13 protein-coding genes are annotated in these 13,841 nt (G+C 74.0%); 11 read left to right on the top strand and 2 right to left on the bottom strand.

Translation table 11 applies throughout. The features are described 5' to 3' along the window. Positions 1-219: 219 nt before the first annotated feature. A complete protein-coding gene (locus ACYVPE_RS26135) occupies positions 220-1,659 on the bottom strand; it encodes an MFS transporter (RefSeq protein WP_461036164.1) in 1,440 nt (479 codons plus the stop codon). 84 nt (positions 1,660-1,743) lie between these two features. Here ACYVPE_RS26135 and ACYVPE_RS26130 point away from each other — a divergent pair, with 84 nt between their 5' ends. The 8 genes from ACYVPE_RS26130 to ACYVPE_RS26095 all read left to right on the top strand — a co-directional run bounded on the left by ACYVPE_RS26130 (position 1,744) and on the right by ACYVPE_RS26095 (position 8,479). Then, on the top strand, positions 1,744-2,724 hold the full coding sequence (locus tag ACYVPE_RS26130; protein ID WP_461036163.1) for an Lrp/AsnC family transcriptional regulator: 981 nt from the start codon (positions 1,744-1,746) through the stop codon (positions 2,722-2,724). Positions 2,725-2,846: 122 nt separating this feature from the next. Beyond that, on the top strand, positions 2,847-3,098 hold the full coding sequence (locus tag ACYVPE_RS26125; protein WP_461036162.1) for a DUF6186 family protein: 252 nt from the start codon (positions 2,847-2,849) through the stop codon (positions 3,096-3,098). Positions 3,099-3,110: 12 nt separating this feature from the next. Beyond that, positions 3,111-3,590 carry a DUF6256 family protein gene (locus ACYVPE_RS26120; protein ID WP_461036161.1) on the top strand — a complete coding sequence of 160 codons (480 nt, stop codon included), beginning with the start codon at positions 3,111-3,113 and terminating at the stop codon, positions 3,588-3,590. Positions 3,591-3,617: 27 nt separating this feature from the next. Then, positions 3,618-5,027, top strand: a complete 1,410-nt coding sequence (gene lpdA / locus ACYVPE_RS26115; RefSeq protein ID WP_461036160.1) for a dihydrolipoyl dehydrogenase — start codon at positions 3,618-3,620, stop codon at positions 5,025-5,027. A 91-nt stretch (positions 5,028-5,118) separates the two neighbouring features. Continuing rightward, positions 5,119-5,673 (top strand): RNA polymerase sigma factor, encoded by a 555-nt coding sequence (locus tag ACYVPE_RS26110; RefSeq protein WP_461036159.1) that lies wholly within the window; start codon positions 5,119-5,121, stop codon positions 5,671-5,673. Continuing rightward, a complete protein-coding gene (locus ACYVPE_RS26105; RefSeq protein WP_461036158.1) occupies positions 5,660-6,424 on the top strand; it encodes a hypothetical protein in 765 nt (254 codons plus the stop codon). The genes ACYVPE_RS26110 and ACYVPE_RS26105 overlap by 14 nt, the downstream gene beginning before the upstream one ends. A gap of 67 nt (positions 6,425-6,491) precedes the next feature. Continuing rightward, on the top strand, positions 6,492-7,817 hold the full coding sequence (locus ACYVPE_RS26100) for a sensor histidine kinase (RefSeq protein ID WP_461036157.1): 1,326 nt from the start codon (positions 6,492-6,494) through the stop codon (positions 7,815-7,817). Beyond that, positions 7,814-8,479 (top strand): response regulator transcription factor, encoded by a 666-nt coding sequence (locus ACYVPE_RS26095; protein WP_461036156.1) that lies wholly within the window; start codon positions 7,814-7,816, stop codon positions 8,477-8,479. The genes ACYVPE_RS26100 and ACYVPE_RS26095 overlap by 4 nt, the downstream gene beginning before the upstream one ends. Before the next feature lie 9 nt (positions 8,480-8,488). On the opposite strand, the gene ACYVPE_RS26090 is transcribed toward ACYVPE_RS26095, so the two are convergent. Further along, on the bottom strand, positions 8,489-9,031 hold the full coding sequence (locus tag ACYVPE_RS26090; RefSeq protein ID WP_461036155.1) for an NUDIX hydrolase: 543 nt from the start codon (positions 9,029-9,031) through the stop codon (positions 8,489-8,491). Between the two features lie 282 nt (positions 9,032-9,313). Here ACYVPE_RS26090 and ACYVPE_RS26085 point away from each other — a divergent pair, with 282 nt between their 5' ends. The 3 genes from ACYVPE_RS26085 to ACYVPE_RS26075 all read left to right on the top strand — a co-directional run bounded on the left by ACYVPE_RS26085 (position 9,314) and on the right by ACYVPE_RS26075 (position 13,394). Next, positions 9,314-11,647 carry a hypothetical protein gene (locus ACYVPE_RS26085; RefSeq protein ID WP_461036154.1) on the top strand — a complete coding sequence of 778 codons (2,334 nt, stop codon included), beginning with the start codon at positions 9,314-9,316 and terminating at the stop codon, positions 11,645-11,647. Between the two features lie 83 nt (positions 11,648-11,730). Then, complete coding sequence (locus ACYVPE_RS26080) at positions 11,731-12,645, top strand: ATP-binding cassette domain-containing protein (protein WP_461036153.1); 915 nt, start codon at positions 11,731-11,733, stop codon at positions 12,643-12,645. Next, complete coding sequence (locus tag ACYVPE_RS26075; RefSeq protein WP_461036152.1) at positions 12,642-13,394, top strand: ABC transporter permease subunit; 753 nt, start codon at positions 12,642-12,644, stop codon at positions 13,392-13,394. The genes ACYVPE_RS26080 and ACYVPE_RS26075 overlap by 4 nt, the downstream gene beginning before the upstream one ends. Positions 13,395-13,841 lie beyond the last annotated feature (447 nt).

The following is a 13,841-nucleotide window of genomic DNA, read 5'->3' as shown; positions in this document are numbered from 1 at the left end:
CGCGCCGGCGAGCAGCGCGCGGGAAAGGGCGGGTGGGTGGGCGAAACCCGCTCCCCACGGAGCCGCGGCCGCATCACAGCCCCACGGCACGAAGCGCCGAGAAGGGGCTTGTGGGGGCACCTCCCAGCCGCCAGGCCGGGGCCGGCCGGCCCCGGGCGGAGACCGGCGGCCACGCCGCCAAGCGGCGCGCAGCGCCTGGTGGGGAAGATCCCCCCGGTCTCAGCCGGCCGTCACCCGGGCCGGCCGGCCGCCCGCCGTCGCGGCGGCCCGGTGGCCCGCCGGGCGTGAGGCCGACGCGATGGCCGCCACCAGCAGCGCCGCGCCGACCGCCGCCAGGCGGGCGACGAGGTAGACGCGGTCGAGGCCGGCCGCGAAGGCCGCCGCCGGCGGGCCGCCGGCGGCGGCCACGCGGTCGGCGAAGACCGTGCCGAGGACCGCGACGCCCAGCGCGAAGCCGAGCTGGCGGAACGTGTTGACCGCGCCGCTCGCCATGCCGGCCCGCTCCGGCGGGGCCGCCGCCAGCGCCGCGGAGACCAGCACCGGGATGGCGATCCCGACGCCCACGCCGGTGAGGACCAGGCCAGGCACCAGCACCGTCCACGACGAGCCGGCCGAGATCGCCGTCTGCGCCAGCACGCCGGCGCCGACCAGCAGCAGGCCGCCGCTGACCGCCGCCCACGGCGGGACCCGTTGGAGCAGCCGGCCGCCGACGCCCGCCACCACGAACGCCGCGACCGCCATCGGCACCACCGCGAGGCCGGCCCGTACCGGGCTGAGGTGCTGCACGTCCTGGAGCCACAGCATGGTGAACGTGTAGTGCGCGAAGGCCGACGCCGTCAGCACCATACCCGCCACCATCAGGGCGGCGAACGACGGTTGCCGCATCAGCCGCAGGTCGAGCAGCGGGCGCGCGGAGCGCCGTTCGACCGTCACGAACGCCGCGAGGGCGAGCGCCGCGACCGTGAAGGCGGCCAGCGTCACGCCGTCCGTCCAGCTCTCCTCGCCGCCCCTGATGAGGCCGTACGTCAGCGCGCCGGCGGTCAGCGTGAACGCGGCCGTGCCGGGCCAGTCGACGCGGGCGCCGCCGTCGCCGCGCGACTCGGCGATCCACCGCCAGGTGATGGCGATGGTCAGCGCGCTGACCGGCAGGTTGACCAGGAAGATCGCCGGCCACTCGAGGTACTGGGTCAGCACCCCGCCGAGCAGCACGCCGAGCGCCGAAGCGGCGCCGCTGACCGCGCCCCAGACGCCGAAGGCGAGGCCGCGGTCCCGGCCCTGGTAGGCGGCGGCCAGCAGCGGTGCGTTGGTGGCGAACATGGCCGCGGCCGCGATGCCCTGCACGGCGCGCGCGGCGATCAGCGTCCCGGCGTCGGGCGCCAGCGCGCAGGCCAGCGAGGAGACGGCGAAACCGGCCAGGCCGAGCAGGTAGACCCGGCGGCGGCCGAGGATGTCGCCGGCCGCGCCGGCCGCCATCAGCAGCGCGGCGAGCGCCAGCGCGTAGGCGTCCATGACCCACTGGAGGTCGGTGAGGCCGGCGTCCAGGTCCTCGGCCATCCGCGGCAGCGCCGTGACGACGATGGTGACGTCGATCAGCAGCATGAGGTTTCCGAGGCAGACCGCGACCAGCGGCCACCACTTTCCCTTGTTCTCAGAAGACACGGCACCAGGCTGGTGAGCCGGACACCGATTCCCTAGCTATCGGCAACAGAACAGCGCTTTCCGACATCAGCTAGCCTCGGCACGGTGGAATTCGACACGCTGGACCGCGACATCACCCAGGCGCTCCACTTCAACGGTCGGGCGTCCTTCAGTCTGATCGCCGAGACCCTGGGCGTCTCCGACCAGACGGTGGCCCGCCGCTACGCGAAGCTGCGGTCGGCCGGGGCGCTCCAGGTGTGCGGGATAACGTGGCCGCGGGCGGTCGGCGCGACCTTCTGGACGGTGCGGGTCGGCTGCCCGCCGAGCGCCGCCGCCGACCTGGCGGAGGCGTTGGCCCGGCGCGACGACACGATGTGGGTCGCGCTGGTGTCCGGCGGCACGGAGATCGTGCTGGCGGTCAGGGTCGGCTCGGGCGGCTCGTTGCTCGACCGGCTGCCGCACAGCCGGCAGGTCACCCGGGTGAGCGCGCAGTGCCACCTGCACACCTACTTCGGCGGCCCGCAGAACATGGTCAACAAGATCGGCACGCTCACCCCGGCGCAGATCGAGCGGCTGGCGACGCAGGAGCCCGGGCCGCCGCCCGGGCCGGTGGCCGGGCTGACCGACCAGGACCGGCTGCTGCTTGCCGAGCTGCGGAAGGACGGGCGGGCGCCGGTGCCCGAGCTGGCCGCCGCCACCGGGTGGGCGCCGGCCACCGTGCGCCGGCGGCTCGCGGAGCTGCGGGCGAACGGCACGCTCTACTTCGACGTGGAGTCCGACTGGCGGCTGTTCGGCCTGGGGGCCAGGGTGTGCGTGTGGCTGACCGTGCCGCCGGCCCGCCTCGCCGCGACGGGCGCGGCGCTCGCCGCCCACCCCGAGGTGGCGTTCTGCACCGCGATCACCGGCGACAGCAACGTCTTCGCGTCGATCACCTGCACCGACGCGGCCTCGCTCTACTCCTACCTGACCAACCGGATCGCGGCGCTTCCCGACGTGCAGCGGATGGAGATCTCGCCCTCCCTGCGGGTGGTCAAGGGCATCGTGCCGCGCGGCCCGGCGACCCGTTCGACGCAGGACTGGCGCTAGGCCGCGCGCCCCGGCCCCGGCCCCGCGCCCGATTCCGGTTCCGGTTCCGGCCCCGGTTCCGGCCCCGAACAGGCCGACCGTAAATCCCACCGGGGGCGGGGATCGTGCAGGACGATGCCCCTATGTCAGAAATGCCACATCACGCGCAGTTCGGGTATCTCGTGTGGGTCATCCTGTTCGCCGCCATGTTCACGTGGGAGGGCATCGGCATGCTGCAACCCACCGACTCCTATCCCACGCTGAGCCAGGCCATGGGGGCCGCGATGCGCCACCAGTTCGGACGCTGGCTGCTGTTCACCGCCTGGATCTGGTTCGGTTGGCACGCCTTCGTGCAGAACTGGCACTTCCTGCTCCGCGGCCCCGGGCCCGTGTGACCGCCGTCCGTCATGGACCACGTGCTCGGACTCATCTCCATCGGCGTCATCTACGTCCTCGTGATGATCTACCTCCGGGTGGGCGTGCGGATTCACCGCGAGGACCCGGACGGCCACCCGCATCGCCGTCACCCGGAGCGCTGGGGCTGGCCCGAGTTCGCCCGCCAGCTCGCCGGCACCTTCGTGGGCGGCTGGCTGTTGACGATGGTGGTGACCGTGGGGTACTTCGGCGGCCTGGCCCGGCACAACTTCGAGTTCGTGAAGGACGCGACGACCGGCACGCTGTCGTTGATGGCCGTCGTCTATCCGCTCTTCCTCGGTCTGGCCTGGGTGCGGAGCAGGATCGTCGCCAGGTGGCCGGGCGCCGGCCACGGCGTCGGCCGACGTGGCGGGTCGCGCGCCGAGTCCGACGCCGGGCGGGGCGGGGAGCCGGCGGACGGCGTGGTGTCATGGGAGCGGCAGAAACGCAATCCCGACCACCCGAACCGTTGAGAGCGTGAAAGAGGGCGTGAAGGTTTCATGAGCACGCACTACGACGTCGTCGTCCTGGGCGCCGGCCCCGGCGGCTACACCGCGGCGGTCCGCGCCAGCCAGCTGGGGCTGCGGACCGCGGTCATCGAAGCGAAGTACTGGGGCGGGGTGTGCCTGAACGTCGGGTGCATCCCGTCCAAGGCTCTGCTCCGCAACGCCGAGCTGGCCCACACCTTCACCCACGAGGCGAGCACCTTCGGCATCCGGGTCGAGGGCACCGTCAGCTTCGACTACGGCGAGGCGTTCCGGCGCAGCCGCAAGGTGGCCGACGGCCGGGTCGCCGGCGTGCACTACCTGATGAAGAAGAACGGCATCACGGAGTACGACGGCATCGGCACCTTCACCGACCCCCACACGCTCCAGGTCGCGCTCACCGGCGGCGCCACCGAGACGGTCACCTTCGACCACTGCGTCATCGCGGCCGGCGCCACCACCCGGCTGCTGCCCGGCACCCAACTCAGCGACCGGGTGGTCACCTACGAGGAGCAGATCCTCACCGAGGAGCTGCCGGGATCGATCATCATCGCGGGCGCGGGCGCGATCGGCGTCGAGTTCGCGTACGTGCTGCACAACTACGGCGTCAAGGTCACCATCGTCGAGTTCCTGGACCGGATGGTGCCGCTGGAGGACACCGACGTCTCCAAGGAACTGGCCCGCCAGTACCGCAAGTTGGGCATCGAGGTGCTGACCTCCACCCGGGTCGACGCCATCGACGACACGAACCCGTCGGCACCGGTGCGGGTCACGGTGACCGACACCAAGGGCGAGCAGCGGGTCCTGGAGGCCGACAAGGTGCTCCAGGCCATCGGCTTCGCGCCGCGGGTCACCGGCTACGGCCTGGAGAACACCGGCGTGGCGCTGACCGAGCGCAACGCCATCGCGGTGGACGGACGTTGCCGCACCAACGTGCCGCACATCTTCGCCATCGGCGACGTGACCGCCAAGCTGATGCTGGCGCACGCGGCCGAGGCGATGGGCGTGATCGCGGCCGAGACCATCGCGGACGCCGAGACGATGGAACTCGACTACGTGATGATCCCGCGCGCCACCTACTGCCAGCCGCAGGTCGCCAGCTTCGGCTACACCGAGGCGCAGGCACGGGAGTTGGGCTACGCCGTCAAGGTCGCCAAGTTCCCGTTCACCGCCAACGGCAAGGCCCACGGCCTCGGCCAGCCGACCGGCTTCGTCAAGCTGGTCAGCGACGACACCCACGGCGAACTCCTCGGCGCCCACCTGATCGGCCCCGAGGTCACCGAGCTGCTGCCCGAGCTGACGCTGGCCCAGCAGTGGGACCTGACCGTGCACGAGGTGGCCCGCAACGTGCACGCCCACCCGACGCTCGGCGAGGCCGTCAAGGAGGCCGTCCACGGCCTGGCAGGACACATGATCAACATGTGAGCGACGCCGCTCCTTCGGGCCGTCGGGTGATCCCGGCGGCCCGATGTCGTGGGGGGTGTAAGGGGGGTGGGGGTGCCGGACATTGCCGGGCATGGACTCAGAGGAACAGGACCGCGACGACCGCGGTGAGCGGTTCGAACGGCTCTTCCGTTCGACGCTCCGCCGGGTGACGGCGTACTGCCTGCGCCGGACCGACCGGAGCACGGCGCACGACGCGGTGTCCGAGGTGTACGCGGTCGCCTGGCGGCGGCGCGGGCGGCTGCCGGACGACGATCACGAGGCGCTGCTGTGGCTGCTGGGCGTGGCCCGCAAGGTGCTGGCGAACCAGGCGCGTTCGCGGCGGCGCTGGTTCCGGCTGCTGCGCCGGGCCGGTGAGCGGGCCGAGCCCGTGGCGCCGGTCTTCGACACCGGCACGCCGGATCTCGACGCGGCGCTCGCCGAACTGTCGGACGCCGACCGCGAGGTGCTGCGGCTCGCCTACTGGGACGACCTGTCGCACGCCGACATCGCGGCCGTCCTCGGCATCGGCACCGGCGCCGTCGCCACCCGGCTGCACCGGGCGCGGCAGCGGCTGCGCCCCCACCTGACCGGCTCGGAACAGGCACACGACACCGACGAAGGGGAGCTCTCGAATGCGCGGCGATGAGGAACTGGAAGCGGTGTTGCGGGGTTCCGACCCGGCGCGGGACGCGGCGCTGCCGGACCCGGCGGGCCCTGACGGGCTGCGCATCCTGACCGGCGCGCGGCGCCGGGCCGGGCGGAGCCGGCTGCGGCGGCTGCTGGTGATCCCGACGGCCGTCGCCGTCACCGTGGGCGCGGCCACGGCGGCCGTGGTGCTGGCGACGGGCGAGGGCGCGGTGGTCGACTCGACCCTGGTGCGCTGCATGGCGCCCGAGGGTTTGAGCTACAGCCCGTACCCCGCCTACGGCAGGTACGACTACACGACCACGGACTTCAACCCCGTCACCGACGACTACTCCCTGATCTGCGCGAGCGGGCTCTACGAGGAGGACGGCGGTGAGCCGGCCTTGGTCGACGTCCAGCTCACCGCCTGTGTGAACGACGAGGGCCAGATCGTGGTCCGCCCGGGCGGCACGGGTGTCTGCGCCGAGAACGACGAGGTGCTCTACGTCGGCGTCACCCAGGAGCAGCGGCAGTTGGCCGAGTTCCGGGTCGCGCTCGAGGAGACCACCCGCCTCGGGCAGTGCACCCCGATGACGGAACTCCCCGCACTGGCGGATCGACTCCAGGCGGAGCACGACCTGTCCGGGTGGACGGTACGGCTCTCCGACGACGTGCCAGGCGAATGCGTGAGCAACCTGCTGTTCCGGGAGTCCGAGCGGGAGATCACCGCCTGGGCCAGGGAAGAGCGGCCGATCGGGGAGGTCGTGGACTGAGGTGGGCCGGTAGGACTACTCCCCCCGTCGTACCCGCCGGCCCCGCGCCGCGCCTACCGTTGGCCGGGTGCGGACCCATCTGCTGTCGCTCGCCCTGACGTTCGGGGTCGGCTGCCTCACCGCGGCCGACCTGGCGTCCAACGTGCCGGGAACGCGGGACGACGACTGGTTCAGCTGGCTGGTGTACGCGGTCTCGATGGCCGGGCTGCTGGCGCACCGCGCCCGGCCGATGGCCGCAGCGGCGGTGGCCGGCGCCGGTTGCGTGGTGTGGACGCTGCACGGCCACATCGGTGAGCTGCTGAACCTGCCGGCGATGGTGGCGCTGTACCACGTGGCGCTGGCCGGCGACCGGCGGCGCTCGCTGTGGGTGGGGGCGCTGGCGGCGCTGCTGGCCGGCGGCGCCGCGGTGGCGGCCGGGCAGGAGGAGGGCAGCGCGGTGCCGTCGCCCGTGTTGGAGACGGTGGTCCCGCTGGTGCCGCTGCTGCTCGGCGAGGCGGTGCGCGGCCGGCGCGAGTTGGTGCGGGCCGCGCTGGCCGAGCGGGAGCGGGAGGCGGAGCGCCGGGTGCGGGAGGAGCGGATGCGGATCGCCCGCGAGCTGCACGACATCGTGGCGCACACCGTCTCCGCGATGACGGTGCACGCCGGGGTGGCGCTCGAAGCGCTCGACCGGCGCCCCGAGGTGGCCAGGACGGCGCTGCGGCAGGTGCGGGAGTCGGGCCGGGAGGCGGTGGCCGAACTGCGCGCCACGGTCACGGTGTTGCGCGAGGCCGGCCAGGGCGCGCCGGTGGGTCCTGCCCCCGGACTCGACCAACTCCCGGAGCTGGTCGAGCGGTTGGCCGGTGGCGCGCTGCGCGTCACGCTGCGCCGCGCGGGGGCGGGCGGGCCGCTGCCGCCGATGGTGGAGCTGGCGGCGTACCGGATCGTGCAGGAGGCGCTGACCAATGTGGTGAAGCACTCGGCGGCCAGGCACGCGGCCGTGTCGGTCGTCGACGGGGAGGACGGCCGGCTGACCGTGGAGGTCGTGGACGAGGGCCCGGGCCGCCCGGCCCCGCCGGGCGCCGCCGGGCGGCCGGGATTCGGCCTGCTCGGCATGCGGGAGCGCGCCGCCGCCGTGGGCGGCACGCTCACCCACGGGCCGCAGCCGGCCGGCGGCTTCCGGGTGCTCGCCACCCTGCCGACGGCCGACAGCGGCCCCGGCCCCAGCCCCGGCCCCAGCCCGGGACCGCGGCCGGCCGGGGATCGGTCGTCGGACGGACCAGGGGCCTCGGGCGGGCGGCCCGACCCGGGCCGGCCCACGCCGGGCCTGGCGCGAAGCGCCACGGCCGGCGACGCCGCGGCTCCCCACCGCCGAGGCCGGCCGGGCCTCTCCGGCTCCGGCGAGGTGGCCGGATGATCCGGGTGGTGCTGGCCGACGACCAGGCGGTGGTGCGGGCCGGGTTCCGGGCGCTGCTCGACCTGACCGACGACCTGGTGGTCGTGGCCGAGGCCGCCGACGGCGCGCTGGCGGTGGAGGCGGTGCGCACCACCAGGCCCGACGTGGTGCTGATGGACATCCGGATGCCCAGGCTCGACGGCCTGGCCGCCACCCGCCGGATCGCGGCCGATCCGGCGCTGCCGGACGTCCGGGTGCTGATCCTGACGACGTTCGGCGCCGACGAGTACGTCTTCGAGGCGCTGCGGGCCGGCGCGGCCGGCTTCGTGCTCAAGGACATCGAGCCGGCGGAGCTGCGCGCCGCGATCCGCACGGTGGCCGCGGGGCAGAGCCTCCTGTCGCCGGCCGTGACCCGGGGCGTGGTCGAGGAGTTCGCCAGGCTGCGCACCCCGCTGGCCGAAGGGGCCGCGCGGCTCGCGCCGTTGACCGCGCGGGAGCGTGAGGTGGTGGCGCTGGTGGCCGGCGGCCTCTCCAACGACGAGATCGGCGGCCGGCTCTCGATGTCGCCGCTGACCGCCAAGACGCACGTCAGCCGGGCCATGACCAAGCTGGGCGTGCGCGACCGGGCCCAACTCGTGGTGCTGGCCTACGAGACGGGCCTGGTGCGGCCGGGACTGCGGTGACCCGCGTGGTCACCCGGCCCGGTGGGCGGCCTCGTCGACCAGCAGGTAGAGCAGCCCGTTGAGCGTGGCGCCGCTCACCACCTCGCCGCGGTCGATCATGCCGCGGAGCCGGTCGATCGGAACCCACTCGATCCGGTCGGACTCGTTCAGCTCGGTGGGCGGCCCGATGTGGGTGGCGCCCTCGGCGCGGAAGATGTGGTGCTGCGAGTCGGTGATCCCGTTGGCCGGCTCGGCGTAGAGCAGCGGCTTCATGGGGCCGGGGCGCCAGCCCGTCTCCTCCTCGACCTCGCGGGCCGCCGTCTCGGCCGGCGACTCGTCGGCCTCCACCAGGCCCATGGGCAGCTCCCAGGCCCAGGCGTCGGTGATGAAGCGGTGCCGCCACATCATCAGCACCTCGCGGCGTGAGTTCACCACCACGGCCACGGCCAGATGCCGCATTCTGACCACATGGTGTTCGAAACGCTGACCGTCCGGCAGTTCGACATCGACGAGGCAGACATTCAACCAGTGATTGCTGTAGATCCGCCGCTCGCCATATGTCTTCCACCGCATATGTCGCCCTCCGTCCGCCCGGTACGAAACGCCGAGTATTCCCGGTGGCGACCCCGCCCACCTGGGGCAACCATGCGCCCGCACACCACACTTGACCTGACGCAACCTTAACCTGAACTGATACCGGGTTAACGCGCTATACCCGGGGTCTTCACCCTCGACGCGTAGGCTCCATCGGCTGTCGAACAGCTTTAGGGAGCCGTCATGCCCGATCTGGGATTCACATGCGAAGAGGTCGAAGAGGAGGCCGGGAAAAAGCCATGGACGCGACAAACGGAATTCGTGGACGAGATAGATCCCGACGACATGGCGGAAACCGCCGCCGTTTACGCGCGGGCGGCCGGCGAGGCGTCCCACGCGGGTGAGCTGGCCGAGGCCGCCGGCCGCGCCGCCGAGGAGTCGGGCGGCCTCGACGGCGCCTCGCTGGTCGACGGCGAAGGGCGGATCCGCGAGACCGCGGCGGGCCTCCAGGGCAACGGCGAGGACATCGACGGCGTCGTCCGCACCCTCGTCAGGGCGATGAACCAGGCGATCGACACGGCGAACGAGGTCGGCGACGCGATCCACGCCGAGGGCCGGCTCGACGACGCGCTCGACCGGCACAACCGGGCCTCGGTCGACGAGTGGAACGGCTGGGCGCGGGCGCTCGGCTCGGCCGTGGCCGGCCTCCGCGACGCCCCCTCGTCCCTGCCGGTCGCCCACGGCGGTGAGTCCCGCACCGCCCGTCCCGCGGCCGACGGCCGGTACGCGCTGCCGGCCGAACTCGCCGGCGAGATCAGGGAGAAGCACCTGCGACGGGCGGCCGACGACGCCACCACCGCCTACGACGACATCGAGGACGCGATCCGCGCCTACCGCGGCCGGCTCACCGAGTTCGGCGTCGAACTCCAGTCCCTGGGTTACGACCTGGCCGGCCCGCTCGGCATCTGGACCACGGACGGGATGGCCGAGTACGCCGCCGGGCGGCTCGCCGAGGAGCTGGCCGAGGAGGACCCGGACGAGCGGCTGCTCGCCGTCTACACCTCGGGCGTCGACGGCATCGCGGGCGCGCTCTTCGGCGACGGCAACAACCCGACCGACGCCCCGTCCCGCCGGCTCACCGAGGCCGAACGCGCCTACCTCAGCGCCTTCTACGACACCCTGGGCACCGACGCGCTGCTGCGGCTCGGCGCCCTGGACGGCTGGAACCAGTCCAAGGTCGACCTGGCCAACGGCCTGACCATGCTCACCGATCCGGCGCTCGGCGGCCTCGACCCGGACGACGACCGCGACCGGCTGCCGGACGCCGTCGTGTCGTTCGTCCACGACTACCGCGACGGCGACCTGTACGCGGACCGCGGCCTCGGAACCGACCTGTTCCGGGACGAGTTGGCGCGGTTCAACGCGTTCGGCGGCCTGCTGTCGCACGCCACCGTCGCGCCGGGCGACGCGTTCGGCGAGGACCTGGCCCGCGCCGCCGTCGACGTCCAGCGCCGCGCCTCGCTCCAGTACGGCATGGCCACCGACGACTTCGTGGCCGCCACCGGCAGCGGCGGCCTGCTCCAGGCCGCCGCCCTCAACAGCGGGGTCGCCGCCGAACTGCTCGCCGACGCCGACTTCCGCGAGGCGCTGCTGCTCCAGCAGTGGGAGGACTCCACGGGCGCCGCCGACCTGGTACGCGCCGGCACCACCGTGCCGCCAGGCGTCGACCGGGACAGCGCGGCCGCCGAACCGTATCTGACGGCCGGGCGCGAGGTGTTGCGGTTCGCCGGCGCGCACCAGGACGAGGTGCTCGGCGAGGGCCCCTCGCGGATGTCGGCCCTCGGCCTCAGCGACCACACCATGCTCCAGGGCGCGCTCGCCGACGCCGCGCTGATGTCCATGGGCGACGTCGCCGGGTTCGGCCGGAACCCCGCCGACTACCTCGCCGAGGAGGACCGTTACCGCGTCTTCGCACTGATGGCGCGGACGGACGAGAGCGTCAACGAGGCGTTCAAGGCCGGCGTGAACAGCCTCCAGTACCAGATGGCCCACGACTACTACGCGGGCGCCGAGGGCTCGTTGGGCAGGACCAACACCTTCGAGAACATCGGCCGGCTCACCCAGCTCGTCAACTGGGGCGAGCACGACGCCATCGAGCAGGCCAGCGGCGACCAGCGGCAGAACCTGATCACCACCCTCACCAACACCTCGATCGGCGGCGTCCTGTGGGCCGTCAGCGTGCCGCACGGCCCGCAACAGCTGCCGCTCGGCCTGATCGCCGCCGGCTACTCGGCGGCCGTGCCGCTGATGCCGACCTACTCGGCGCAGGCACCGGCGCTGCACGGCGACTACGACCTCGACGAGGGCTTCCTCAACCAGCAGGCCACCGCCCGGATGATCGCGGCGGCCGCCGTCGACGCCGCCAACCAGGGCCCGCTGCCCCAGGGTTACGGCGCCGGCGCCGAGCCGGGCACCACCTACCGGCTCCCCGACTTCGACGAGGCCGTCTACGAGCGGGCCGGCGCGGTGACCGACCAGGGGCTCAACGACCTGGGCGACCGGCTCGACATCGTCGAGGACTGGCGCTCCGCGAGCGTCGACCCCGGGCGCTACGTGCCGCCCTACAACCCCGACGACCGCCGCGCTGGCGGCTGACGGCAGCCGCTACTCCCACGGAGGTACTCCTCGACTCCCGCCGGCGGACGACGTCCCGCCCGCCGGCTCCTAGCGTCGGCGGCATGATCGAGGCAATCGAACTGACCAAGCGCTACGGCGAACGCACCGCCGTCGACGGGCTCTCTCTCACCGTGCGGCCCGGGCGCGTCACCGGCTTCCTCGGGCCGAACGGCGCCGGCAAGTCCACCACCATGCGGCTGATCCTCGGCCTCGACGCGCCCACTTCGGGCACGGTGCGGGTCGGCGGCCGGCACTACCGGGAGCTGACGGCGCCGCTGCGCGTGGTCGGCTCCCTGCTGGACGCCAAGGGCGTGCACGGCGGCCGCTCCGCCCACGCCCACCTGGCCGGGCTGGCCGCCAGCAACGGCATCCCGCGGCGCCGGGTCGACGAGGTGCTGGCCACCGTCGGACTCGACCCGGCGACGGCGCGCCGCCGCACCCGGGGCTTCTCGCTCGGCATGGGCCAACGCCTCGGCATCGCCTGCGCGTTGCTCGGCGACCCGGAGGTGCTGCTGCTCGACGAGCCGGTCAACGGCCTGGACACCGAGGGGATCAGGTGGATCAGGGGGCTGCTGCGCTCGCTGGCCGCCGACGGCCGCACCGTCCTGCTCTCCAGCCATCTGATGAGCGAGATGGAACTCACCGCCGACCACCTGATCGTGATCGGGCGGGGGCGGCTGCTCGCCGACACCGGCATGCGGGAGTTCATCGAGTCCAACTCCCGGTCTCGGACGCTGGTCCGGGCGGCGGAGGCGGAACGGCTGCGCGAGGTGCTTGACGCGGCCGGCGCCGCGGTGCGCCTCGACGCGCGCGGCGGCTGGCTGGTCGACGGCCTGGACGCGCCGGCGATCGGCGCGCTGGCCCGCGCGCATGACCTGACCCTGCACGAACTGGCGCCGCGGCGCTCCTCGTTGGAGGACGTCTACACGGCGATGGCGGCCGGGTCCGGCGAGTACCGGGCGGAGGTGGCGAGTTGAGCGGCCTGGTGGAGTTCCGGCGGGCCCTGGCCCACGAGTGGATCAAGTTCCGCAGCGTGCGGTCCACGGTGTGGACGACGGCGGCGACGGCCGTACTGCCGGTGCCCGGCGCGGCGTTCGTGGCCGCCACCGGCAGCCTCCAGCCGGACGACACGGTGCTCGGCGGCGGCCTCACCTTCACCGTGCCCGCACTGATGCTGGCCGCGGTGGTGGGCGCGCTGATGATCTGCGGCGAGTACGGCAGCGGCACGATCCGCACCACCTTCACCGCCGTGCCGCGCCGCGGCACCGTGCTCGCCGCGAAGGCGACCCTCGTCGCGGCGCTGCTGTACGCGCTGTCGCTGCCGGCCGCGACGGCCGCCTACCTGACCGCGGACGCGCTGCTCGACGACGGCTACGCCCAGGGCGACCCGCTGCCCGCCCTGTTCGGCGTCGCCGCGGCCTTCTCGGTCGCCGGCCTGCTGGGCCTGGCCGTCGGCACGCTGATCCGCCACGCGGCCGGCTCGGTGGCGACGGTGCTCGCCCTGCTGCTGCTCCCGTCCCTGCTCGGGCCGCTCTTCGGCGACGCCGAACGCTGGATCGCCGGCGTCTCGCCGACGGCGGCACTGGAGAAACTGATCCAGACGTCGGACGCGAGCGTGGACGCGGTCGGCTCGCTCCCGGCGTGGCCGTCGCTGACGCTGGTCACCGGCTACACGGTGCTGGCGCTGGGGGCGGGGGTGGGGGCGCTGCGGGGGCGCGACGCGTGACGGGGCTGGGGCCGGGGGTTTTCCCACCCACCCACCCTTTCGCTCCGCTGCCGCGCTCCCCACGGCCGGGCCCCATCGCTCCGCGCGGGATCCTCCCCGCCCGCCCGCCCGCCCCTACGCGCGCTTCGCGCGGGGTGGGCCTTGGCGGGCCGGGCCGGCGGAGCGGGTGCGGCGTGCTTCGCGCGGGCTGTGGTGGCTTCGCCGCCGGGCGTGGGTGGGTGCCCCGCGCTTCGCGCGGGGTTTTCCCCACCCTCCCCCAGCTAACGCTGGGAGGTGCCCCCACGAGCCCTTTGTTTCGCGCTTCGCGCGGTGGGGCCCCGGCCGGGGGGCCGAGGGCAGCTGCGCCGCCTGGCCCTCCGGGCCCCGGCGCGGCCCGCCAGGGGGGCGGGCCTGGCCTTCGGCGGCTTCGCCGCCGGGCCGCAGGCCGCTGCCGCGCGAGGCCACCGC

Source organism: Streptomyces mayteni (assembly GCF_054783955.1).
This window is presented reverse-complemented; position numbering and strand designations above follow the sequence as displayed.

Coding starts and splice junctions, on each gene's coding strand:
- ACYVPE_RS26090 (WP_461036155.1), bottom strand. CDS start 9,031: ATGCGGTGGAAGACATATGGCGAGCGGCGGATCTACAGCAATCACTGG.
- ACYVPE_RS26110 (WP_461036159.1), top strand. CDS start 5,119: ATGGACTCAGAGGAACAGGACCGCGACGACCGCGGTGAGCGGTTCGAA.
- ACYVPE_RS26105 (WP_461036158.1), top strand. CDS start 5,660: ATGCGCGGCGATGAGGAACTGGAAGCGGTGTTGCGGGGTTCCGACCCG.
- ACYVPE_RS26095 (WP_461036156.1), top strand. CDS start 7,814: ATGATCCGGGTGGTGCTGGCCGACGACCAGGCGGTGGTGCGGGCCGGG.
- ACYVPE_RS26120 (WP_461036161.1), top strand. CDS start 3,111: ATGGACCACGTGCTCGGACTCATCTCCATCGGCGTCATCTACGTCCTC.
- lpdA (WP_461036160.1), top strand. CDS start 3,618: ATGAGCACGCACTACGACGTCGTCGTCCTGGGCGCCGGCCCCGGCGGC.
- ACYVPE_RS26080 (WP_461036153.1), top strand. CDS start 11,731: ATGATCGAGGCAATCGAACTGACCAAGCGCTACGGCGAACGCACCGCC.
- ACYVPE_RS26125 (WP_461036162.1), top strand. CDS start 2,847: ATGTCAGAAATGCCACATCACGCGCAGTTCGGGTATCTCGTGTGGGTC.